Source organism: Telluribacter humicola (genome assembly GCF_017355935.1).
In the GTDB taxonomy this organism is placed as follows: Bacteria; Bacteroidota; Bacteroidia; order Cytophagales; family Spirosomataceae; genus Telluribacter; species Telluribacter humicola.
Genome location: NZ_JAFIQT010000006.1, coordinates 1 through 23,313 on the forward strand (window position 1 = coordinate 1; position 23,313 = coordinate 23,313).

Annotated in this window: 17 protein-coding genes, 1 other RNA gene and 1 pseudogene; 6 read left to right on the forward strand and 13 right to left on the reverse strand. The window is 50.2% G+C overall.

The features are described from left to right. The 7 genes and pseudogenes from JUB14_RS20965 to JUB14_RS20995 all read right to left on the reverse strand — a co-directional run. Positions 1-210, reverse strand: a pseudogene (locus tag JUB14_RS20965) (acyl-CoA desaturase); the annotation flags it as partial. Positions 211-520: 310 nt separating this feature from the next. Continuing rightward, positions 521-894, reverse strand: a transfer-messenger RNA (tmRNA) gene (ssrA, locus tag JUB14_RS20970). Positions 895-1,011: 117 nt separating this feature from the next. Then, entirely contained in the window at positions 1,012-3,348 is a 2,337-nt protein-coding gene (locus JUB14_RS20975) for a TonB-dependent receptor (RefSeq protein ID WP_207508793.1), read from the reverse strand. An 80-nt stretch (positions 3,349-3,428) separates the two neighbouring features. Continuing rightward, positions 3,429-4,859, reverse strand: a complete 1,431-nt coding sequence (locus tag JUB14_RS20980; protein WP_207508794.1) for a TolC family protein — start codon at positions 4,857-4,859, stop codon at positions 3,429-3,431. Between the two features lie 45 nt (positions 4,860-4,904). Then, entirely contained in the window at positions 4,905-6,272 is a 1,368-nt protein-coding gene (locus JUB14_RS20985; protein ID WP_207508795.1) for an HlyD family secretion protein, read from the reverse strand. A gap of 40 nt (positions 6,273-6,312) precedes the next feature. Beyond that, positions 6,313-8,523 (reverse strand): peptidase domain-containing ABC transporter, encoded by a 2,211-nt coding sequence (locus JUB14_RS20990; protein WP_207508796.1) that lies wholly within the window; start codon positions 8,521-8,523, stop codon positions 6,313-6,315. A 91-nt stretch (positions 8,524-8,614) separates the two neighbouring features. Continuing rightward, a complete protein-coding gene (locus JUB14_RS20995) occupies positions 8,615-9,571 on the reverse strand; it encodes a sodium-dependent bicarbonate transport family permease (RefSeq protein ID WP_207508797.1) in 957 nt (318 codons plus the stop codon). A gap of 181 nt (positions 9,572-9,752) precedes the next feature. On the opposite strand from JUB14_RS20995, the gene JUB14_RS21000 reads away from it, so the two are divergent. Further along, positions 9,753-10,409, forward strand: a complete 657-nt coding sequence (locus JUB14_RS21000; RefSeq protein ID WP_207508798.1) for a TetR/AcrR family transcriptional regulator — start codon at positions 9,753-9,755, stop codon at positions 10,407-10,409. A gap of 64 nt (positions 10,410-10,473) precedes the next feature. Here JUB14_RS21000 and JUB14_RS21005 read toward each other — a convergent pair whose 3' ends face one another. The 4 genes from JUB14_RS21005 to JUB14_RS21020 are packed head-to-tail and all read right to left on the reverse strand — an operon-like array spanning position 10,474 to position 13,547. Further along, positions 10,474-11,055 carry a hypothetical protein gene (locus tag JUB14_RS21005; RefSeq protein ID WP_207508799.1) on the reverse strand — a complete coding sequence of 194 codons (582 nt, stop codon included), beginning with the start codon at positions 11,053-11,055 and terminating at the stop codon, positions 10,474-10,476. A 43-nt stretch (positions 11,056-11,098) separates the two neighbouring features. After that, the gene (locus JUB14_RS21010) at positions 11,099-11,680 is read right to left on the reverse strand and encodes a hypothetical protein (protein ID WP_207508800.1); all 582 of its coding nucleotides are present in this window, start codon (positions 11,678-11,680) and stop codon (positions 11,099-11,101) included. Positions 11,681-11,733: 53 nt separating this feature from the next. Next, a complete protein-coding gene (locus JUB14_RS21015) occupies positions 11,734-12,510 on the reverse strand; it encodes a LytR/AlgR family response regulator transcription factor (protein WP_207508801.1) in 777 nt (258 codons plus the stop codon). Next, a complete protein-coding gene (locus JUB14_RS21020; protein ID WP_207508802.1) occupies positions 12,507-13,547 on the reverse strand; it encodes a sensor histidine kinase in 1,041 nt (346 codons plus the stop codon). The genes JUB14_RS21015 and JUB14_RS21020 overlap by 4 nt, the downstream gene beginning before the upstream one ends. A 246-nt stretch (positions 13,548-13,793) precedes the next feature. On the opposite strand from JUB14_RS21020, the gene hemF reads away from it, so the two are divergent. Beyond that, on the forward strand, positions 13,794-14,726 hold the full coding sequence (gene hemF / locus JUB14_RS21025) for an oxygen-dependent coproporphyrinogen oxidase (RefSeq protein WP_207508803.1): 933 nt from the start codon (positions 13,794-13,796) through the stop codon (positions 14,724-14,726). Between the two features lie 4 nt (positions 14,727-14,730). Here the strand turns inward: hemF and JUB14_RS21030 are convergent, their stop codons facing one another. Further along, positions 14,731-15,834: an o-succinylbenzoate synthase gene (locus JUB14_RS21030; RefSeq protein WP_207508804.1), complete on the reverse strand. Its 1,104-nt coding sequence runs from the start codon at positions 15,832-15,834 to the stop codon at positions 14,731-14,733. 39 nt (positions 15,835-15,873) lie between these two features. On the opposite strand from JUB14_RS21030, the gene lpxK reads away from it, so the two are divergent. The 4 genes from lpxK (at position 15,874) to JUB14_RS21050 (ending at position 22,666) form a co-directional block, all read left to right on the forward strand. Continuing rightward, positions 15,874-16,968, forward strand: a complete 1,095-nt coding sequence (gene lpxK, locus JUB14_RS21035; protein ID WP_229368096.1) for a tetraacyldisaccharide 4'-kinase — start codon at positions 15,874-15,876, stop codon at positions 16,966-16,968. 8 nt (positions 16,969-16,976) lie between these two features. Next, complete coding sequence (locus tag JUB14_RS21040) at positions 16,977-18,935, forward strand: putative porin (protein ID WP_207508805.1); 1,959 nt, start codon at positions 16,977-16,979, stop codon at positions 18,933-18,935. A gap of 146 nt (positions 18,936-19,081) precedes the next feature. After that, positions 19,082-19,675 (forward strand): MiaE family protein, encoded by a 594-nt coding sequence (locus JUB14_RS21045; RefSeq protein WP_207508806.1) that lies wholly within the window; start codon positions 19,082-19,084, stop codon positions 19,673-19,675. A gap of 81 nt (positions 19,676-19,756) precedes the next feature. Then, positions 19,757-22,666 carry a PD-(D/E)XK nuclease family protein gene (locus JUB14_RS21050; protein ID WP_207508807.1) on the forward strand — a complete coding sequence of 970 codons (2,910 nt, stop codon included), beginning with the start codon at positions 19,757-19,759 and terminating at the stop codon, positions 22,664-22,666. Here JUB14_RS21050 and JUB14_RS21055 read toward each other — a convergent pair. Continuing rightward, complete coding sequence (locus tag JUB14_RS21055; protein ID WP_207508808.1) at positions 22,642-23,028, reverse strand: DUF1801 domain-containing protein; 387 nt, start codon at positions 23,026-23,028, stop codon at positions 22,642-22,644. The two genes, JUB14_RS21050 and JUB14_RS21055, sit on opposite strands and share 25 nt — an antisense overlap. Between the last annotated feature and the right edge of the window lie 285 nt (positions 23,029-23,313).

The window sequence follows — 23,313 nt, forward strand, 5'->3', positions numbered from 1 at the left end:
ACTAGCCCAGAAGGGAGGCTGCAAGGTTAGCAAAAGAATAAAAGGAATTATGTAGAGGGCTAGTAATACAGAGGTCTTGATGATCATGCCTTTATCGGCATAACGTGTGTTATGGCTATCGATAAAATACTGATCCACCCTTTTTTTCAGGATCGGAAAGAACTCACTTTTTTCTAGTGCAGCAAATTTTACTTTTTCATTTAATTTCATGTTATGGTAATCTGTGATTTGATGGTAATGGGTGTGGTGAAGGACTAAAAGAAGGAAGGATGGAAGAGAAGAAGTCTAAACCTAATCAAGGAGCCGTTCTAATTCAAAACGTTAAGATTTGGGCTTTAGTTTAACACAGTATATAATGAACCCTTTCAGACTTGAAAAGGGAGTTTAATTAGTAACATCAAGTACCGTTGTGCAGCACAAAAGAATTACAAAAAAAGGGAACACCTGTTAGTGCTCCCTTTCTAAACTAGTGTTGTTAAAATGCTTGTAAATCCTGTAACTAGTTGACTTACATGCTTTGTTGTGGAGATGGAGGGATTCGAACCCTCGTCCAGAACAGGGAAGCCCTGCGTCTTCTACATGCTTATCCGTGATTGGATTGTAGGGCTCAGACAGGGTTCACGGCGGACCTTCATCTAAGCCTTAGGTACTAGGATCTCGTCAGTTTTTCGTACCACTATACTGACCAGCATCGCATTTCGACGCCCCTGATTCCGTTCGGCAATGCGTGGACCGGAGGGACGATGGCATTCGTCTAATCTATCAGATTAGGCGGCCATAGCGTAAGAAGCTTCGCCTGTTATTGTTTGAAAGGCATTTTTTACAGGAGATACCCTCAACTCCCGACATGCTTACACACAGACCTTCAACCCGCTGTCAAAACCAGTCACCCCCATTTTGAAAAGCGATCAACGGTAGCAGGTCACACTAGCCGTTGTTGGTTGCAAATATACTACAATTATTAAGTAGGAATGGTTCTGGAAACAGAAAGATTCCAGAACCATTCCGGGACTAGAATTCCCAGCGGTAGCTAAGTACCGGAATCAGACCCAACTGATACTGCTGTACGACCTTCCGCTGCCATACATCGTAGTACCGGTACGACTCATTCTGAGTGCCGGATATATTCTGGATGTCCAGGGCCAGCGTACGGCTGTACCTCTCCTTGTTTTTCTTCCAGTAGATACGCAGGTCGGGGCGGAAGTAGTCCTTAAGCTTTACCGTAAACGCGTTATTCACCTCATACACCGTAGCCAGTTCACTACGCGAAGCCTCTACGTTGATAGGGGTGTCACGGAAGCCACCAAACCACAGGATTCGGGTGTTGATACCCCAGATGCCATTCCGGTTGGTCTTGTACTCTTTACCTCCCGTAAAGCTAAAGGTATGGTTGCCGTTGTAGCGGGTACTGCGCCGGATACCGTCACCGCCCACGTAGGTGGAGTTGTAGAGGGAGCCGGATATCAACATGTAGTACGAGTCGGTCAGGAACTTCTGGTAGGATACTTCAAGCCCCACATTGCGACCCGTTCCGGCATTTTCTAATTCCTGATCTACGTACGTTTCGACCAGGTTCAGCGTCGAGAAGCTGGGGAGTACCCGGTAGCTCACCGCCGGTGATAGTGTTACGACGGGTACATCGTAGAGCTCCTGCCAGTAGGCTTCTACCTTGAGGCTGCTCGAGTTGGAAAGGTGGTACTGATAGCCCGCTACCAGATGGTGTGACTTGGTCAGGTCGAGGTAGCGGTTGGGGCGTTCCATGAGCCGGCTATTGCTGTTCTTGATGGCCAGGTATACCTGTGGCTGCTGCAACTGGCTGTGCAGCCCGTACGACAGACTAAGTACCTGCCGGGGAGTAGCCTGCCACTGCAGGGAAGCCCGGGGCTCCAGGGAGTTGGTCTTGTTGTAAGTATAGCTGTGGTAGTGCAGGCCGGCTTCGGAGGTTAGGGTAGGGGTAATGTTCCAGCGCCAGGAGAGGTAAGGCTGTACGACCAGACCCTGTAGCTGACCCTGAGCCAGTACCCGGCCTATGGATAAGATTTCGTCATCCTGGTAGGTAAGGAATATACCGGATTTGAGCAGGTTCTTCTCCCCCAGCCGATGGGACAACGCCGTTGAGAACGACAGCCTTGTTTTATCAACAGCATCCCTCTCTGCAGGATAGCGGTCGGCTGTGTTGATGATAGAGTGCACGTAGCTGTCACGACGGCTGCTCAGGGCTGATGCCACCGCTACCGTACGCAAGCCGGTACGTGGCCCCAGGTTTATCGTATGGGTCAAACCCAGTGCTCCCATTTTATTGGTATAGTCAATATCGAAGCCATCTTTCTGAACCAGCCATTGGGCTGTGTCGGGCTGGGACTTGAAAATATTGCTGCTGGTACCTCCTACACCAAAGATGGTAAACTCACCGGCTCGTTGGGTAGGTACATTGATGTTGAAGGATAGATCCTGGTAGCGGATATCCTCCCCTCCAAAATTCACCCCCATAGCTCCCAGTAATCCTGTAAAGGAGTAGCGGTAGTTGACCAGGTAGGAGGCTTTTGAATTTTTGGAGAAGGGCCCTTCAGCCGCCACATCAAAGCCGATCAGGCTGGCCTGAGCGGTAAATTCCTGCTTCTCGTTGTTTCCCGCACGGAGCTTCATATCCATTACTCCCGATAGGGCATTGCCATATTCAGCAGGGAAAGCACCGGTCAGGAAGTAGGAGGTAGACAGTAGCTGGGTACTGAGGATATTGACGCCACCACCCGTTTGGGTAGGGCGGTCGCTGATGGTACCGGCATTGGTATGGTGGTTAGGATTGACAATCTCCACCCCTTCCAGCCGCCACTGCATCCCATTGGGGGTATTACCCCGGATCACCAGTCCGTTGGCCTGATCGTTGGATAGGATTACTCCCGGAAAGGAAGTAGTAACACGGGCCGGATCCATGTACGTAGCCGCGTAGCGGAGGGTTTGCTCAATGGTAATGGGCTGAATACTGTTGATAGCGGCCGGCCGAGTGGTCCTGACGGTAGTCTCCTGCAGCTGGGTGCTGGCTGGGCTAAGCTCGATATCCAGTACTTGTTCTTTTCCTGATTCGACCAGTACCTCCGGAATGGTGAGCGTCTGGTAACCCAGGTAGTTGACTGCTACGGTATAACGTCCGACGGGTAGATTGCCGAATCGGAAATACCCCTGGTCATTGGAGGTAGTACCGGTACCTGATGGAATCAGCTGTACGCTGGCGTTGGGGAGGGGCTGGTGGGTCTCCGCGTCCGTGATTTGACCTCTCAATGTGGAAGTAACGGTTTGAGCCCGGCTGATAGTAGTACAGAATAATAAAAGGAGTAGAAATCGTATCATGTGTTTGTAAAGACAAAAAATACCTTCGTTGCAGGTTATCAGCAACGAAGGTAAAACATATCTTAGCAATCCTGAAAACTCTACTGCTGCCAATCGGCTAATCCGGCGGCGAAAAGCAGGGTAGCCAGAGCTTTTTCATATTTTGTTCGCAGTGATTCTACCTTTACCCGTAATTCATTGAGCTTAGCCTCGCGGGTATTGACCAGAAACAGGGAACTCTCTCCAATGTTGTACTTCCTGATCTCGGCGTTCAGGAGCAGCTCCTGATTCTGGACGGCACGTTGTTGTACAATGATCTGATCTTCCAGCAGCTTTACCTCATTAAAAGCCACGTTAATTTCATTGGATACTTCGCGCCGGGCCTGGGTCAGCTCCAGGTCATTCTGCAGCTGCTTAATCCGGATTTGCTGTAATTTGCCTCTTTCTTTCCGAAAGAGCAGCGGGAGGTAGAGATCAACACTGAACTTATAGTTATCGTTGAGGTAAGGAAAGCCGGACTTGGTTTCAGAACCGTTAAAGGACAACCCGCGGTAGAGCGTAGAGGCATTGAAGAATATACTGGGCCTAAGCATTTCGCGCCCGAGCCGTTCATCAATACGTAACTGCTGACTCTTGATTTCAAACTTGAGCAGTTCGGGGTGTCGGAGCCGGGCCTGCTGCAGAAGGTCACTCAGGGTAGCATCCGTCAGTATTCGCCCCGCCGTTTGCTGAGGGATGGCGTCATCGGGTAGTTCGAGAGGTACCCGTTCTTTTCCCCACAAATGATTAGACAAGACCAGCCGGGCATTCTGCAGATCCAGTACCGCCTGGTTGTACTGTACCTGCCGGTCCTGTAGCGTCACGAGGGCCTCGGTGGTATCAATGGCCGCTATATCCCCGATAAGGGCCCGCTGGCGGGTAGCCCGGAAGCGGGTTTCGGCCAGTTGGTAAAAATCCTGAATGAGCCGGTACTGCTGGTAGGCAAAGTACCAGTTCCAGTAGTCTTTCGCGGCGGTCAGTACAATCTTGTTGACCGCCTTAACCCGCTCAGCATCGGCAATATCCTGAAATAGTACGGCCTGCCTGAGGGTAGCGCGTCGGGAGTCGATCAATAGTCCCTGGCCCAGTGGTACGGTCAGGCCCAGGTAGGTAATACCTTCAGGACCGGTACGAATATCATCGCTGAGGGTTTCGCCCACGTTGCGGTCCCACCCAACCTTGAGGTCAGCACCACCCAGCCACACGGGTACTTTCAGGAAAAAATCGCTGCGGTTGAAGTACTCCTTGCCCTTGTACACTTTTCGGTCAAAGGTACCCTGAATACTGGGGTCCAATCCGCCACGGGCAATGAGCAGGTCACGCCGGGCGCTCTCAGCGATCAGGTCACTCTGCTGTACCACAGGATGGTAGCTGAGTACCTGCTGAAAAAACTCCCGGTACGTAAATACCCTTGAACTGTCGGGAATCTGCGCCTGAGTGATGTTGCTACAAAGTAAGCCTGCTATAAGTAGCAGATAGCTGTATCTTAACATGGTTCATTTCATTTAGCCTAACTGGCTCGCTCAGAGCCGTCATTACTATTTCTTTCCTTCCTCCTTGGGCGAAGCCGTTATTTTATCCAGCTGCTTCTGATTCAGATCCGGCGGGAAGCCATTGAGCTGACGCCAGAGCTCGTACCATACCGGTACATCGTTGAGCATTACCCAGCCGTATACACCCGATCCGATACGTATGGCCTCGGGCCACTCTTCATCCGGCTTGGGAGTAACCAGTAGCCGGTATTGGCCATTGGCACTATTAACCTGGTCCACCACCTGGACTATACCTCCGAAAGTACCTATTGAAGCATCAGGCCAACCGGCGAACTGTAATGCCGGCCATCCGTCAAATTCCAGCCGTACCTCCCGACCTATTGTTACGAGTGGCACATCGGTTGGTCTGATGTACAGCTCGACGGCCCGGTTAGGATTATGAGGTTGCAGCGTAGCTACGGATTCCCCTTCCTTGATGGTTTCGCCGAGGCCAGCTTTAAGGGTCCGTACTACAAAGCCTGACTGAGGTGCCCTTACTATGTACCGGTTCTGACGCTGTTCGATGTTGGCAAACTTATTCACCAGTTTAGACAGCTCCGATTGCGCATCGGCCAGGCTGGAAAGGGCAGTACTACGGTCCGAGATGGCTTTGGATATTTTGTCCTGGTACTCGGCCTGTAAAGACCCCAGCTCAAGGCGGGCATTGATCAGTTCCTGACGCGCGATACCCAGTTTGTTTTCCTGCGAGACTAGCTTAGCGTTGTCTTCCTGCAGTTTAAGACGACGTGTTTCCAGATCCGTAAGCGAAAACAGCCCGTCCTTATAACCCAGCTCATAGCGCTGGAGGCGGGTCTGCGCTATCTGGTAGTTGGTACGCTGGGCGATTAGATCAGTACTATCATTTAACACTTTCAGCCGGGCCTGATCTACCTTGTTACGGGCTTTCTGCAGACTGAGCTGGAGTCCTGACCGGAGCGCCTCTATCTGCTGATCCAGCGCTACCACCTTATCTTCGTAGCTGCCGATGGCTGACTTTTTGGCTTCGATCTGCTCCTGCGTACGTGCCAGTACCTGGGGGTCCAGGTAGTCATCCTTGATCTCTGACAGGGCCAGGATGGTATCTCCCGCCTGGACCAGTTGTCCTTCATCAACATACCATTTTTCGATGCGGCCGGGTATGGCATTCTGAATATTCTGAGGGCGGTCGGTAGGGCTGAAGGCAGTTACGTTACCAGTACCGCGGATATTCTGCTGCCAGGGCAGAAACAGCGTTACCACCACGATCACCACGATCACCCGCATCATCCGGGCAAAACGTAATCCCGTACGTGGTGTACTGAGGGTACTAAGCGCCTGGAGATTATATTTTTGTATTACTTCGTCGTTAACTCGCTGACGAGATATATTAAGCATAGTTACTAGTTAGTTTATCCTGTTTCGTATCAGATTGTACCTACACAGATTCCAATTGGTGGTTGATCAGTTTCTGAAAACGACTGTCCTTGCTGACTTCCTGATAGTTACCTAAGGCAATGATCTCTCCTTCGTACAGAACCATCACTTTATCACACAGCTTCATCTTTTCCGGGTTATTGGATATAATGATGAGTGACCATGGATTCTGACGGTCGGTCAGGAAGTTTACGATCCGCATACGCTCGGACTTCTCGAGGCTCTGCAGGTCATTGATCATCAGCAGGCGAGGCCGGTTGATAATAGATCGGGCTATGGTAACTTTTTTGATAAAGCTTTCCGAGAAGCGACGCCCACCGGGTACCATCATAGTATTAATTCCCTCCGGTTGGCGGCTTATCACTTCATTTAGCTTTAGCGCATTAATCACCCATTCCAGATCATCTAAGGTTACTCCCTTACGGCCCAGCGTGATATTCTCCAGGATAGTACCTTCAAAAATATCGTCATTGGTGACGTTTTTTTCGATGTAGGTACGCAGGCTGTTGACGTTCAGGTCGCGCAGTGATATACCATTGTACATGACGCCACCCTCATAGTTGGTAAGCAGTCCCGACAGTACTTTCAGGAGTGTGTCCTTACCCGAACCATTAGTACCTGTAATACAAAGACGCTCGCCTGCATTAAGCGTGAATGATACATCCCGTAAGGTGTATTTATGATGCTCATCGTATTGATAATTCAGGTTTACAACCTGTAGGGACAGCCCTTTGGTTACATCGGCGGGTTTGAAGTTGAATCCTTCGTCCTTTTCTAGCGGCAGGTCGGTGACTGCGCCCAGTTTTTCGACGGCCGTCAGGGCGTCAAATATGACGTCGATACTCTGGATCAATTTTTCGACGGAGCTGGTCAATAGCACGATTACGATCTCAGAAGCTACAAACTGTCCGAGCGAGATCTGACGGTTTACTACCAGGATGGTTCCCAGGATGAGCAGACCTCCGATCACCGTGGTCTTGAAGCCTACGGCATGCCAGAAAAACGTCAGCAGTACCTTAAAGTGATTTTTACGATAATTGAGGTAGTTGTTGACATAGCCATCCATCTTATCAATGGGGAGGTTAGACGAACCGGCCAGTTTGAATGAGTTTAAAGACCTGGCGATATCTTCCAGCCACTGCACTACCTTATACTTGTACTTGGACTCCACCAGACTTGTCTGAAGACCTTTGGGACCATTGAAGTAGATGATTAGTGACAGGATACCGAACGTAAGCAGCCCGAATGCAATAAAGAAGGGATGGTAGAATGACAGCAGCAGGATACCAAATATAATCTGAAGTACGGCACCGGTAATATCGATCAGGATCTTGGGCAGGGCTTTCTGAACCGTGATCACGTCAAAAAAGCGGTTCATCAACTCGGGCGGGTAGTAGCCCAGCAGCGCGTCGGTTCGGATGCGGGGGGTACGGTAGGTAAACTCATAGGCCGCCTTGGCAAATACCCGTTGCTGTAACACCTCCACCAGCGAAACCTGGTAGATCTGCAGGATACCCGTAAGCAATACCCCCAGGATTACAAGCCCCACCAACAGGTACACCGAGCTGAATACCATTCCTCCTGATATAAGGTTGATAATGGCCTGAAAACCAAGTGGAATAGAGAGCGTTATGATACCAACGACAATGGCATAGAGGTAGATATACCCGATATCCTTGCGCTCGTTGGTGAGGAGCCGGTAAAGCCGTTGCAAAGGTGTGAGTGGTTTCTGACTTTCACCCGGCTTTTGGTTCATACTTACCAGGGTTTCCATCGGAAAGGCCGTGAAGTACATCGCCTGGCCGTTTTTAGCGGTATCAGGAGTATCCTGAAAAACTACCGGATTACGCACCGGGGATTGTGCCGTAGTAACGCGCCCCTGTGCCTCGATACGTTCGTGCAGGGGAGTGCCTTTGACCGTTTTACCTCCGATCACTGGTACAATGTTCTGCCCTTCCCGTTCCAGATATAAGATAGGATAGTTAGACTCTCCTAATAGCTGATCCAGCTTAGTAGGAGCTATATGACTACCAACAAAAGTAAGATTATACTTATGGGCTGTGGATATAAGATCACTGATAAAGCGTGATAATTCATCCGACGAGTAGGTAACCGAGTAAATACCATCGGGAATGGTGTGGGGTTTCCCCTCGCCCTTTCCTAAGGCATTACTTAGTTGTTTACAAATGGTATGAATAAGTTTGGTATCCATTGAGTGGGTTTATTGTCGATAGTATTTTCTACAAGTACCTGAAGGTTTGCTCCAAGTTTACAACCAATTTTTGTATTATCAGTTTGTGCGATCATCCCAGCACCTGGTACAGGTAGTGAGCCAGGAAGTAGTAGATCGGTATCCCGAATATGATATTGAACGGAAACGAAATCCCGAGTGATGCCGTCAGGTAGTAGGTGGCATTGGCCTCGGGAAGCGCTATTTTCATGGCCGCCGGTGCTGCAATGTAGGAGGCACTGGCTGCCATAGTACCCAGGGCGATAGCCCCACCTACCGATAGCCCGGTCATGATGGCTACTCCAATTCCGATCAGGGACGAAAGGAGTGGCATGATGATGCCGAAGCTTGCTAGGAATAAGCCTACTTTCTTCAGGTCCGGGAAACGCTTGGAGGCTACTACCCCCATTTCCAGCATAAATACGGCCAGAAATCCTTTGAACAGGTCAAAGAAAAAGAAGTTGAGCTGTTGATTGCCGGTGTAGGCAGTGGCGACGCCGATCAGTAGTCCACCTACCAGCAGCAGGATCGTCTTCCCCAGAAATATCTCATGAAACAGGGCCTTAGGATTCATACGGGTGGGGCCATTGCTCCATTTAGCCATAAATATGCCTACCGCTATGGAAGGAATCTCCAGCATAACCAGCAGTACCGTCATGTACTCTTCGTAGCCCACGTGGCGGTCGCGCAGGTAGCTGAGTACTACGGCAAACGTAACCGCACTCACTGACCCGTAGTGCGTAGCGATGGCAACGGCGTTGGTCTTATCAAACTTGCCCAGATGTTTCAGGATCAGAAAGGCTATTACGGTTATAATTCCCCCCAGTGCGATCGTTCCCAGGGCGGGTAAGGCTATACTTGACAGACTATTCTTATACAGCTCAATCCCTCCTTTAATCCCGATAGATAATAATAGATAGATACTCAATGTATTATAAAACGCCTGCGGAATACGCAGATCAGATTTGACCATTCCGGCAAAGGCGCCAAGCAAAAAGAAGAGGACGACAGGGTCAAGTAGTGATTGCATGATCGGTAGTATGATTACGCTGCAAATATATATCTACTTTTTGAAATGATAGTAAAGCTATCACAAAAAAATAAATTACTATCAGTATTGATAGTTCTATAATTAAATTCTACTACCTTTGTCCTTTCACTTCAACCCAAGCCAACTGCTGTTTCTGATGGAATTACAGATAAGGATTAAAATGAATGAGAATCTTTTTTTGAGGGATCCGGAGTCAACGGAGCTGGGAAGAAAGATTGTGCGGCAGAGTATCCTCCTTATTTACGAAATAGGCTTTGAAGATTTTACCTTTAAGAAGCTGGCTGCGGCCGTTCATACCACTGAAGCGGGTATCTATAGGTACTTTGAGAACAAGCACCGCCTGCTGGTGTACCTGGTAACCTGGTACTGGAACCTGCTGGAGTACCAGGTCCTTTACCAGATCAATAATATAACCGATCCGGAAATGAAAATCAGGAAGGTGATCGAGCTACTTTCCAAAGAAATTGATGATAATATAGGCGGGAGCGATATTGACCACAAGGCTCTGTACCAGATCGTTATAGCCGAAAGCAACAAGGTGTACCTGACTAAAGATGTAGAAGAGAATAATAAGGCACAGCTCTTTAAACCCTACAAGGACTTATGTGCCCGTATAGCCAACCTCTTTACTGAATACAATCCTGATTATCCTTTCCCCCGGTCATTGGCCAGTACCCTGGTGGAGATGGCTCACTTTCAGTACTTCTTTATGCACAACCTGCCGTCACTAACTGACTTCGGACAGGAAAAGGACCCGCGGAAGCTGCATGAGTTTCTGGAGGTACTGGTGCTAAACAACATTAGGTTAGGTAAATAAGAAAGTGTACAAAAAGGGTCTGCAATAGCTATTGCAGGCCCTTTTTGTAGTCACGGTACCTATTCTAGGCCAGTGCGTATGCGACCTCTTCCTTTTCTACATTCTTCCTGGTTTCCAGGTACAGTGCCAGCGCCAGTAGGGTCCAGCCTATAGCGGAGTGAATACCCAGAATGAGGCCCGTGGCAGTAGTACGTCCCAGTAGCAGCATGGAAGTGACCAGGACCGGGTACCACAACGCCGGCAGCAGCGGAATGTATCGCTTCCAGCCACTGAGTCCCCTGGCTACGAATGCCGTGATGCCGATGGGTAGCATCAGGAAATTACTGATGGGCCAGAAAGCGTCCAGCAGGTAAAAGTAGTCAGGCTTGTGGTTGGGCGAAATTACCAGTATCAGGTTAGATATATTGGCAAGAGTAAGGGTACCCAGTAGCACCCAGAGGATGCCTTTACCAAATCGACTCTTCCCGGTAACCTCCAGCCGTTGCATACAAACAATGCTGCACATCCAGGCGCACATATAGATGATGCCCCATAGCCCCGTAAACCAGGAGTTGGAAAGATGGGGGAAGCGGCCTTCAATATAGAAGCCCAGCCAGAGGGTAGGAGCGCCCAGCAGGGCGAGTAGAGCAAGTGTTGAGTTTTTCATGGCTATATTCAGTAAAGCTGTTTATGGAACTGAAAGGGTAAGATTAAGCCGTTTGCAACACAGAAGTGGAGTGTATCTCTTCCTTCTGACTTTGCCGATAAAGAATCAGGCTCATCAGTACCCAGGCAACTGCCGAATAGACACAACCCAGGTACAGTGAGCTTTCTGCCTCGCCCCAGGCAAACTTTGAACCCAAAGCTACGGGCAACCAGAATCCCTGCGCCAGGGGTACATACCGGTACCAGCCAGGTAGGCCTTTGGCCAGGATAACCATGATACCAACGGGCAACATCAGCAAATGGCTCAGCGGCCAGCACAGGTCTAGGTAGAAGAAAGCATCCGGTTTGCCTTCGGGGTAGATGACCCAGAAAGTATTTGAGATATCAGCAATAGTAAGGGTGCAGATAAGTATCCACAGGAGTGCTTTGCCAAATCGGCTGTTACCCGTGGCTTTCATGCGTTGCATACATACTACTCCTGCCATCCAGGTGGTGATGTAGATAATGCCCCATGTTGCTGTAAACCAAGAGTCACCGAGGGAGGGAAAGTAGTATCCGCCCAGTACACCCAGGGCCATAGTTGGAGCGCCCAGCAGGGCCAGTAGTGAAAGTGTTTTGTTGTTCATGGCTACTAGTTGTTTATAGTTATTAGATAAAAAAATGGTTTTATACATTGAGATCAGGCACCCAGCCATTTCCGGAACTCCGGTGCCCGGTCACGGCTGACCAGTAGCTCATCCTTGATAGCAGGCTTGAGGTCAACCTTGTACTTGCCGTTGAGGTGAACATAGATATGGTGGATAGACTTCCGGGTAGCCAGGTACTTGCGGCTGGCCCTGAAAAACTGCTGCGGGTCTACCTGTTGCTCAATTTCTTCCAGCGGGTAGTCCAGCGCGTAGTAGCGCCCATCGTGGGTTTTGAGGAAGCTGACGCGGTCTTCGCTGTAGAAGTAGGCGACATCCTCAATACCTACCGATATCAGATGCTGACCCTGGCGTACCAGGTAGTGCTGCCGAAACATCGGAGTGGCTGGCAGGGACGTACTCCGTAGCTCCTGGATCAGCTGATTGACATTGAGGGCCGGTCCGGTACTATATACCGCCTGCAGCTGACGAAACTTGTTCAGACTATTCTGCAGATCTTCCAGCTGGATGGGTTTGAGCAGGTAGTCGATGCTATGTACCCTGAATGCTTTAAGGGCAAACTCATCATAAGCCGTCGTGAATATGACCGGACAGGTAACAACTACTTCATTGAATATCTCAAAGCTCTGGCCGTCTACCAGTTCGATATCCATCAGGATCAGGTCAGGCATGGGGTGTTGACTCAGGTAGCTCACACTTTCTTCAATGCTATCGGCAACTCCCAGAATAGTAGCGTCCGGAGCGGCTCTATGTACCAATTCCTGGATACGTGCGGAGGCAACGGCCTCGTCTTCAATGATAAATAGTTTCATGCGGGTATAGGAGTTAAGAGGGGTACCTTGACCGTAAAGTTGGTTTCGTCGTTGAATATCTGCACCTGAGGTTGGTTCAGGAGGCGGTACTTAGTCGTAATGTTATTCAGCCCCATACCATTGGAGGGAGCAGCCTGCCGCTTGGGCTGAAAGTTATTTTCTACCACCAGCCATTTCCCATCTTCAGACCTGATCTCTACCCGCAGGGGCTTGCGTACGGATACCTGATTATGCTTCACCGCGTTTTCAACCAGTATCTGCAGGGTCAGGGGAGGGATCTGTAGTTGTTGGGCCGCCTCATCAACCCGAACGTCCAGCGATATGCCGGTACCAAAGCGGGTCTGCAGTAGGAAGAAGTAGGCCTCCGTAAACTGCAGCTCCTGGGTGAGCCCAATCAATTCTTTTTCGTTACTCTGCAGTAGGTAGCGGTACACCTTCGACAACTCTGCAATGAACTTTACCGCCCGGTCCGGGTCTTTCTCCACCAGTCCGGTGAGGGTATTGAGGCTGTTGAACAGGAAGTGCGGTTTTACCTGATTTTTCAGGGACTCGAGCTGTACCAGCAGGTTCACCTTTTTGAGCTGCTCAGCCTCCTGCGTAGCCGTGTTCCATGCTTTTACCAGAAATAATAATTCATAAAAGCCTCCGATTAGTATGCCGTACAGGATGCGGTCCAGTAGGCCGAAGAGGAGAAAAACATAGCGAGGGTGTCCCTCAAAATCCATATAAAAGAAAACGGCCATGGTGAGTACATACAGCATACCATTGGCTGCTATCAGATAGAGTGCTTCTATCATAAGTCGCCAGTCCGATGATTTGGAAATAGGGGATACTTTATGATAGTATACCACAACCGCCCTACTGATCTCCCACATGAGTATAGCCGAGATAAACGTAAAGATGAAATTACCACGTACACCTTCCCACGTAAAAGGTTCGGTTCCCGCCAGCATTTCACTGCTGTAAAAACCGAAGCGGAGTGCCGTGATCACGGCAATTCCGATAATGCGTACGCGGTAGTTGTCGGCGAGTTTCACTTTGGGGACTTTTTTACTGGTGATTGTTGATTCAAAATAAGTTATAGGATTTCGGACAGCCAATAGAGATCCTACTGACTGACCGGTTTGGTTGACCAACCGGTAGAATCTCTATACTGACCCGTAATCAGGGTAAAAAGGCTGATAGGGATATTTAGATACTTCCTTGTAGCTTTGCAGTCCTAGGCCGCGGCGTTGGATTACCTGATCAGGCGGCTGAATTATCGCAGTACAAATAGCCACTATATGGAAGCTCATCAAATAGAAGAATATTTTAAAGGATTACAGGACCAGATCTGCGCGGCTATTGAGCAGGAAGATGGTCTGGGGAAGTTTCAGGAGGACCAATGGGTACACCATTCCGGTGGAGGTGGCCGAACCCGACTGATCCAGGATGGGGCCGTATTAGAAAAAGGGGGAGTCAATTTTTCGGGTGTACGGGGAGAAGTACATCCGCGTCTGCGCGCCCAGATGGAACTACCCGAAGGGGAGGAGGCGCACTTCTTTGCTACCGGGGTATCCATTGTGATGCACCCGCACAGTCCGCGGGTACCCATCATCCACATGAATGTACGGTACTTCGAGCTCAGTAACGGGACGAGCTGGTTTGGTGGCGGCATTGACCTGACTCCTCACTACGTAGTAGAGGAGGATGCCCGCTGGTTTCATACTCAGTTGAAAGAGGTATGTGACCAGCACGATCCGGTTTTTTATCCCGAATACAAGCTTTGGGCGGATGACTACTTCTACATCAGGCACCGCGAAGAAACCCGGGGCATCGGAGGTATTTTCTTTGACTATCTCAAGCCCTGCGCAGCGGGCGAAGAGTCCATAGTAGGAAAGCATAGCAAGGAGCAGCTTTTCAATTTAGTAAAAGGAGTAGGAGAGAGCTTCGCCCCTATCTATACCACCCTGATGCGCAAGCACCGGGACGAGCCCTTTGGCGAGGCCGAAAAACAGTGGCAGTACCTGCGCCGTGGGCGCTACGTGGAGTTTAACCTGGTGTGGGACCGGGGGACAAAGTTCGGGCTGGAGACGGGCGGACGTACCGAGTCCATTCTGATGAGTTTGCCGCCGCAGGCCCAGTGGGCATACAATCATCTACCGGAAGAGGGTACTCCCGAAGCGCGTACTATGGAGCTGCTTCAGAAAGGGATCGACTGGGTCAACTACGAGTAAAGGATCAGGCGGTAATCCAGCCGGATTGCAGGGAGGATAGGTCCCAGTTAATAGACTCAGTATAGTACAGGTGGCCCTGGTGTACCCTCAGGGGAGAGGGGATGTTATTATGGTACAGACAACCGGTACCTAACCCCTGTGGCAGGGCATTTTCGTATTGAGCTGTAAACTGGGCAATGGCATTGAGACCGATATTGGATTCAAGAGCCGAAGTGATCCACCAGCCAATGGACAGGCGCTGGGCTATCTCGATCCACTCACGGCAGTGCTGGAAGCCACCCAGTAGGGTAGGTTTCAGGATGATGAATGGGGGCTGGATCTTTTTGAGCAGACTGAATTTCTCCATGTAGTCAAACTTGCCGATGAGTTCTTCGTCCAGCGCGATATCTATCGGTGAGCTGGTCGAGAGGCGGGTAAGCAGGTCGTACTGCCCCGTACGGATGGGTTGCTCGATGGAGTGCAGTTCAAACTCCGATAGTCGCTGGAGCTTTTCGGTTACCTCGTTGGCATCAAAGGCACCGTTGGCATCTACCCGAAGGGTAATCTGGTCGGGGGTATAGCGTGAGCGGATAGAGCTCAATAAACGGCACTCCTGCTCAAAGTCCAGTGCGCCTACTTTCATTTTGAGAGTGGTAAAGCCGTGATCCAGCTTTTCTTCGATCTGATGCGCCATGAAGTCCTCATTGCCCATCCAGATCAACCCGTTGATAGCTATTCCCTTTTCACCCCTGGTAAATGCATTATTGAAAATAACCCTGGTACCTCCGTTCATGAAGTCAAGTAGCGCCGTTTCTATTCCGAACCTCACCGAAGGCAGATTGTTAGGAATGACCTGCTGGAGAATGATGGGCAGGTTGAACGGAAATACTTCCAGGTCAAGACTATTGAACAACTTACAGACCGCCGCCAGCTGTACCTCAAAGTCAGGTATATCGTCGACACTCAACCCCGCAAGCGGGCCGCACTCACCGTACCCTTCGACTCCGGGTTGCTCTTCGTCCGAAATTTTGATCAGCCATGACGTTTTTCTGGTAAGTACCCCTCTTGAGGTACCTGCTTCGAATCTAAAATCCAGGGTATATGGCTGGTATTCAATCTTTAATGACATGTAGAGCGGGAGTCTGGGTCTAAAACAAGCCTCAATTATATGAAAAATAAACGTAACAATAGTACTTCTGGGGGCCAACATCATAGATCGGTTACAATAATGCAACCGGCGGCCTGGCTCTATAAAGGTATTACTGCTCTGCGTAACAAGCTATATGATCAGGGAGTATTCGCCTCATTCACACCTGCTCAGTTTACAGTTTCGGTAGGTAATCTGACTGTTGGAGGGACGGGTAAGACACCCATGGTTGAGTACCTGATTCGTTACTTTAAAGATAAACAAAAAATTGCTACACTGAGTCGGGGATACGGCAGAAGTACCAAAGGATTTAGAGTGGCTGACCCAGGTGCAACGGCCAGGACCATTGGTGACGAGCCTTTACAATACTATCAAAAATTTGGTGCAGAGATAAAGGTGACTGTTTGTGAAAACCGGGCCGAAGGCAGCCGACAGATAACTGCTCTATTCCCTGACGTTGACCTGTTGCTATTGGATGACGCGTACCAGCACCGGGGCATCCGGCCCAGCGTCAACATCCTGCTCAATGACTACAACCGCCCTTTCTATAATGACCACCCATTCCCGGCCGGGTACCTGCGGGAGGGGCGAAGTGGCGCCACCAGGGCGGATGCCGTGGTAGTGACCAAATGTCCGGCCGGATTAGCACAGGCAGAAAAAGAGGAGATAAAGCAGCAGATTAGTCGCTATACCCGCCACGGCACGCCGGTATTTTTTGCCTCGGTGCGTTACGAGCAGCCGGTGGCGTACGCTGGTGAAGAAGAAGTTCTGCCTGAGCAGGTGGTAGCTCTGGCCGGAATAGCCCGCCCGGAGCCATTTCTGGCCTACCTACGTGATAATTTTGAGGTGGTAAAAGAAGTTATATATCCAGACCATCACGATTACAGTCCGTCGGACCTCAAAGACCTGCTGAAATACGTAAAAAAAGGTACTTTTGTGGTTACGACCGAAAAGGACAAGGTCAAGCTTTACCCGCTGGCTACGGCGGCCGGGGTAGTCAGTCAGTTTCTGTATCTGCCCATCCGTATGGACTTTGGGGACGATCAGAACCTATTTGAGCAATGGTTGGATAAGGCTGTCCAGGTACCTTTGCTGAATGCCGCTCGGCGGAATTAACCTGTTGTATGAAAACGAACCGTTACGCATTACTTTTTTTGTTCATTGGCCTGTTATTATGTTCTGTATCCTATGGACAGGGACTGCCGGGGGGGATCCGGCTTCCTAGCGGGATGCACAGTGGCGGCGGCGGGTTAGGAGGAGGGGGAACCCGTGGTGGAGTACAGCTCGACGACAGTACCAAAAACATATACGGCCCTAATACTGCACTGCATTTTTTTGAGGATGATATTCTGAACAACCGGGATTCGGTGCGCTACCGGGTTGATACCACGCTGGATAACTTTCACCGCTGGACGTGGTTAGATCGCTCCTGGGACCGCCTGGTCAACCTGGGTAATCTGGGAACTGCTACCCGCAACGTATTCTTCCAGCCCCGCACCGAAGTCGGGGCCGAGCTGGGCTTTCGGGCGTATGATCCGTACGCTATCCGGGCCGATGAAGTACAGTATTTCAATACCCGCTCCCCCTTTACGGACATGACCTTCTTTATGGGAGGACGAGGGCGTAATATATTGCGGTTTGGCTTCAACCAGAACATCAACCCCCGGCTGAACGCGGGCTTCCAGTTTCAGCGCTTCACCTCCAATAAACAGTATGGTACATTCAGCGCCGTTAATTCAGAAGCAAACCTGGCGCAGAACTGGACCTTCCTGGCACATACCAACTATACTTCCAAGGATAAGAAGTACACCCTGCTCGGGCACTTCCGCCACCTCAACCACCAGGTCAAGGAGCAGGGGGGGCTGCAGGAGGATAGTACGGGTGCCATAAGGGATATCTATAACTATCAGGGCCCCGCCCGCCTGGGTGACAATACCCGCTCGTGGGAGCGCCGCAATGTATTCCACCTGTATCACCAGTACCGCCTGGCCAATGGCTTTCAGTTGTTTCAGCAGGCCGAGTACCGTCGCGTTATCAACCGCTACGACGATACCGATCCCCAACGTGGAGCTACTAATGGTGTCTATCCATTCCCGGTCTATGATCAGGATACGACCCGGCAGGAAGTGGACTACCGGATCGTGGAAAACAAGATGGGGATCAAGGGGACATTCTCGGGCTTCAACTACCGGGCTTACCTGCGGCAGCGAATATACAACATGAAAGATTCCTACAATGTGACCGATACGACCTTGGCTACCTATCGCTACGGTACCCGTTTCGAGAATATTCTGGGGCTATGGGTGAGCTATTACCTGAAGGATTCAACGCAGCACCTGACCGCCGAGGCGCAGCACCTGCTGGGCCGGGACTTCCTGATCCGGGGTGAATTGTCGACGCGCTGGGTCAAAGCCGGGTACCAGACTGCCTTCTGGACTCCGGATCTGCTCATGCAGCGGTACATCAGCAACCATATGCAGTGGCGCAATAACTTTAACCTGACGGGAGCAAATACCATCTACGGTTCCATACCCTTGCGTTTAGGTCGTCTGACTCTGGAGCCCGAAATGCAGTACCATCTGGTCACTAACTACGTGTACTACGATACCACCGGTCGGCCCCAGCAGTTGGGAGGTTCGTTCAGTTTACTACGCTTCGGGGGAGCCATGCGCTGGAATGCTAATCGCTGGAATGCCTCAGCCCTTACGTACTATACACTCAATTCCAATCCGGATGTGCTACGTATACCACCCCTCTTCGTGAGTGCGCAGCTGACCTATGATTTTATTTATGCCAAAGTCCTATTCATCCAGTTAGGTACAGCCGTACATTATAAGTCGTCGTACCTGGCTGATGCCTACATGCCCCTGACGCAGCAGTTCTACCTGCAGAATAATTCCATGGTGGATCGCTACGCGGTAGTGGATGTATTTGCCAATATGCGGATTCGCCGGGTCAGGCTGCTTCTGAAAATGACGCACCTCAACGAAGGCCTGGGCGTACCCGGTTACTTTACTACCCCCGGCTACCTGGGGCTCCGCCGCACATTCACCTTTGGTATCAGCTGGCCGTTGTTTGATTAAGCTTTAAGCAGTAGGCTATAAGCTGTATGCAATAATCCAATTATATGCGCAGAAGGCTTCAATCAAAAGGATGAGCCGACAGATTAATTCATAAATAGAAACTAAAAGCCTAAGGCATACAGCCTAAAGCATATAGCCCTACCTACATGTCACTTACTACGCTGGGACTTGAACTACCCACTGATCCACGGTGGGTGAATATTGCCGAGATGCAGATTGGTGAGATCCTGATCGACCATGCCTACTGTGAGCAGAAAGCCGCTTCCTCCTGTATTTCACTCATTGTATATTATCCCGATAAAACCAAGATGGTGGAGGTACTTACGCCCATTGTGGCGGAGGAGTGGGGACACTTTCAGCGGGTACTCAAAGAGCTACGCAAGCGCAATATTCCACTTGGGCACCAGCGTAAGGATGAATATGTAAATCGGCTGAGGGAAGTACTTTATAAGAAAGGAGACTCTAACCGGGCCTTCCTGGACAAGTTGCTGTTCTGTGCGCTAATCGAAGCCCGGAGCTGTGAGCGGTTCAAATTATTATCAAAGCATATCAGTGATGAGAGCCTGCGGAAGTTTTATCATGAATTGATGGTATCTGAAGCCGGACACTATCGTACCTTTATAGAACTGGCCGAGGAGTACATGCCCCACGAGCAGGTTCGCCAGCGGTGGAAAGAACTACTGACCGCTGAAGCTGAAATTATGATGAGCCTCGATGCACGCGGTGACCGTATGCATTAGACTAAATATAAAAAGAAGTAGATACTTGCTAATACCCTGCGGACTCCGCCTGCGCACCATAACCCATACTCGATACTGAACATGACTACCTTCCTCCATCTTGTAGCAGAGCATATATTAGAGCGGCATGGATCATCCATGGAAAAGGTCGCCATTGTGGTACCCACGCGCCGGGCCGCATTCTATGTGAAGCAGGAGCTGGCCAATACGACCAAGACGCCCCTGATTAGTCCCATGGTAGAGGCCATTGATGACTTTGTGGAAGGCATCTGTACCCTGGAAGTAGCCGATTCAGTAAGCCTGCTGTTTGAATTGTATGAGACCTTTAAGGAGATAGATCCTCAGGTACAGTTCGACCGGTTTATGGGTTGGGCGTCGGTACTGATAAGTGATCTGGATAAGATCGATCAATACCTGGTCGATACCGACTACCTCTTTGATTATATGTCGGAGGCCAAGGCCGTGGAGCGCTGGCAGAAAGATCTGCCTGATGGCCGTAGCCTTCAGAACACAGGAGGTACCAAGCAGTACTTTTCACTCTTTGAAAATATAAAGAAAGTATACGCTGCCTTCCGGGCCAGATTGTTCGAAAAGGGACAGGCTTATCGTGGTATGGCCTACCGCCAGCTGGCCGAGCATGTGGACGAACTGCTGCTCACCCGGACCGACTACGAGAAGATCTACTTCGCCGGGTTCAACGCATTTACAGAGTCCGAAAAGAAGATTATTCAGAAACTCGTTAAAGCCAGCCGTGCGGAGGTACTCTGGGATACGGACCAATACTACATGACCGAAAATACTGGTGTGGAAGCCGGTACCAGCCTGCGAGAGTACCGGGACAGCGCTACCTTTGGTGGCTGGAAGTGGACGGGAGATGGCCTGGCCAAATCTGCCAAAACCATTACTACTTACGCGGTACCCAACGCTACCCTACAGACCAAAGTAGCCGGACAGCTCTACGCCGATATGAAGGTGGGGGATGAACTGGAGGCACCGGTGCCGACTGCCATTGTACTGGCCGATGAGAACCTGCTCCTGCCCATGCTGTACTCACTGGATGAAGGCATTACAGACCTGAACGTGACGATGGGGCTTTCGCTGCGGAACTCCATGCTGTATACCCTCATTGATTGTATATTTGAATTACAGCAGAATGTAGCCGAGTTTAAAGCCAAGGATGGTCGAACGCTACGCATACCTAAGTTCAACCATAAGTCCATTACCAAGGTACTTAACCACCCCTTTGTCCGACACTACGAGCAGATCGCCATGGGACCCGGCGCGGACGGACTAACCGCCATCCAGCGTACCCTTAGGGAGATTACCGATAACAACCGGGTTTTTCTGAGTGGTGATGACCTACATACCATAGCCGAAGGTCACGACCTGTTCAAGGTACTCTTTACCAGCTGGGCCAAAGACAATCCCAAGCAGGTACTTCAGACGTTCTATGATTTGATCGATCTGCTGCGGGAGGTATACCGCGATTATAAGAATGCTCTCGAAACGGAGTACCTATACTTGTTCTTTACACTACTCAAGCAGTTTGAACAAACGCTGGAAAGACGGTCTGAACCTCTGACACTGCGTACGCTGCGTTCGTTCCTGTACGAGCTGATCCGGCAGACCCGTATTCCATTTAGTGGGGAGCCCATCAGCCCGTTGCAGATCCTGGGTATGCTAGAGACCCGGGCCCTGGACTTTGAACGGATTATCATCCTCTCACTCAACGAAGGCGTACTTCCCCAGGCCAAAAAACAAAACTCACTCATACCATTTGATATAGCTCAGGAGGTAGGGCTACCTACGCACCAGCACCAGGAGGCGGTCATGTCGTACCACTTCTACCGGCTATTGCAGCGAGCCAAGGATGTACATATGCTGTACGTAAGTACCAACGACTCACCGGGAGGAGGGGAAAAGAGCCGTTTTGTGCAGCAGGTAGAGTTTGAGCTGACCCAGTACAACAAGGCTATTCAGGTCGTAAATAAAGTAGTGGAGTTTGAGGAAAGGCAGGTCGAGAAACTGAGCGAAGAGGTAGTGAAAGATGAGCCGATGCTGGCCTCAATCCGTACCCACCTTGGTACCAAAGGCCTGTACCCAACGCACCTCAATCAGCTGGTCCGTTGCTCCATGCAGTTTTACCTCAAGCATATCGTGGGGGTAGAGGACAAGGAAGAGATCGAAGAGGACCTGGGCATGGATAAGATAGGTACCTGGCTACACGCCAGCCTCGAACGCTTAGACCAGGAGTACTTCCTCCTTGGGACTGATCCTACCGAAGAGCAGATCAGGGCCGTACTCAGAAGCGAGTTTGAACAACTATTCCGGGGCTATGTGACCGAGGAAGGGCTCAACCGCATCTACTACCAGATCGGGGAGCAGCAGATACTTACCTTCCTGAACCACCAGATGGCGGTACAGCCGCGCCGAAAGGTCATTGCCGCCGAGCAGCCCCTACGGGCCGAAGTGCAGCTTGAAATAGGAGGAACACCTGTCACGATACAGGTAGGCGGAAAGATAGACCGTGTGGAGCTGAGCCATGACGGTACCCTCTATGTCATGGACTACAAAACAGGTAGCGTGCAGCTGAGTGGCTCAAGGAACCTGTCTGATCCGGTAAAGAAAGAACAGATCCTGCTTACTGATACGGATATCAAAGCCGGGTACGAGCGGCAGCTATGGCTGTACAAGTACCTCATGTACAAAAAGATGGTGGACGGGTCAGGATTGGTGATCAATGATGTGACATACCCCTCCGAAAGCTACCGGATTCAATCAGGCTTCTACTCCTTCCGTGAGCCAACCAGTCTCAAAGCCAGTCAGCTGGACCTGGTGGAAGATGGTGGGGCTGAGCCCTTTATAGCGGAGTCGGAGCGGTTGCTGAAAGTACTGGTGAGTGGTCTGCTCAATCCTGAAGAACCCTTCCGCCAAACGCAGGACCTTAATGTTTGTGTATACTGTGACTATCGGGGCATCTGTGGCAGGTAGCCATACTGTCTGTTTTGGAGCAGGAGAGCTTCCTGTATCAATTCTCTGACGGCTTCTTCACGATCAAGAAAGTCATCGTAGCTTCTAAACTCAATGGAGCGGACAGTTTTTCGGCCCCGCTCCAGCAGTAAACCTGTAGCGTTGGTTAGTAGCTGGCCTTTAGTAAATCCTATTTCTACACACCCCCATTTTTTGATATAGGCCAGGTAGCACCACGATGCTCCGCGGTAGTAATAGAAGGGTATCCCCCAGTTTAGCTTTGAAGTGATATTATCGTCAGATTGTATAAGTACCTTATGCAGTGCATAAAGTAGACTGCGCATCTGGGGCGTTTGTTGCTCAATGTAGTCTTCTGCCGTCATGTTCAGGGTCAACGGTGGTAGTAGCAGCAACTGATCACAGATATTATATAAGTGGTGACAATGGCCCTAAGAAACAACTATATATAAGAGTAGCAACAAAAAATTATCAAGTGGTCATTGTTTTCTCTGCTAAGGCAGTGACTACTTCCAACCCTACTGGCATACTATTGGTCTTTTCATAACGAAAGACTACTAGTATGGCAGCAGTGATTATAAGAATATTGATGGGAGTTATCTGGCTGGTTGCGCTGGTTATTACATGCCTGATCATGGTGGTACTACTAC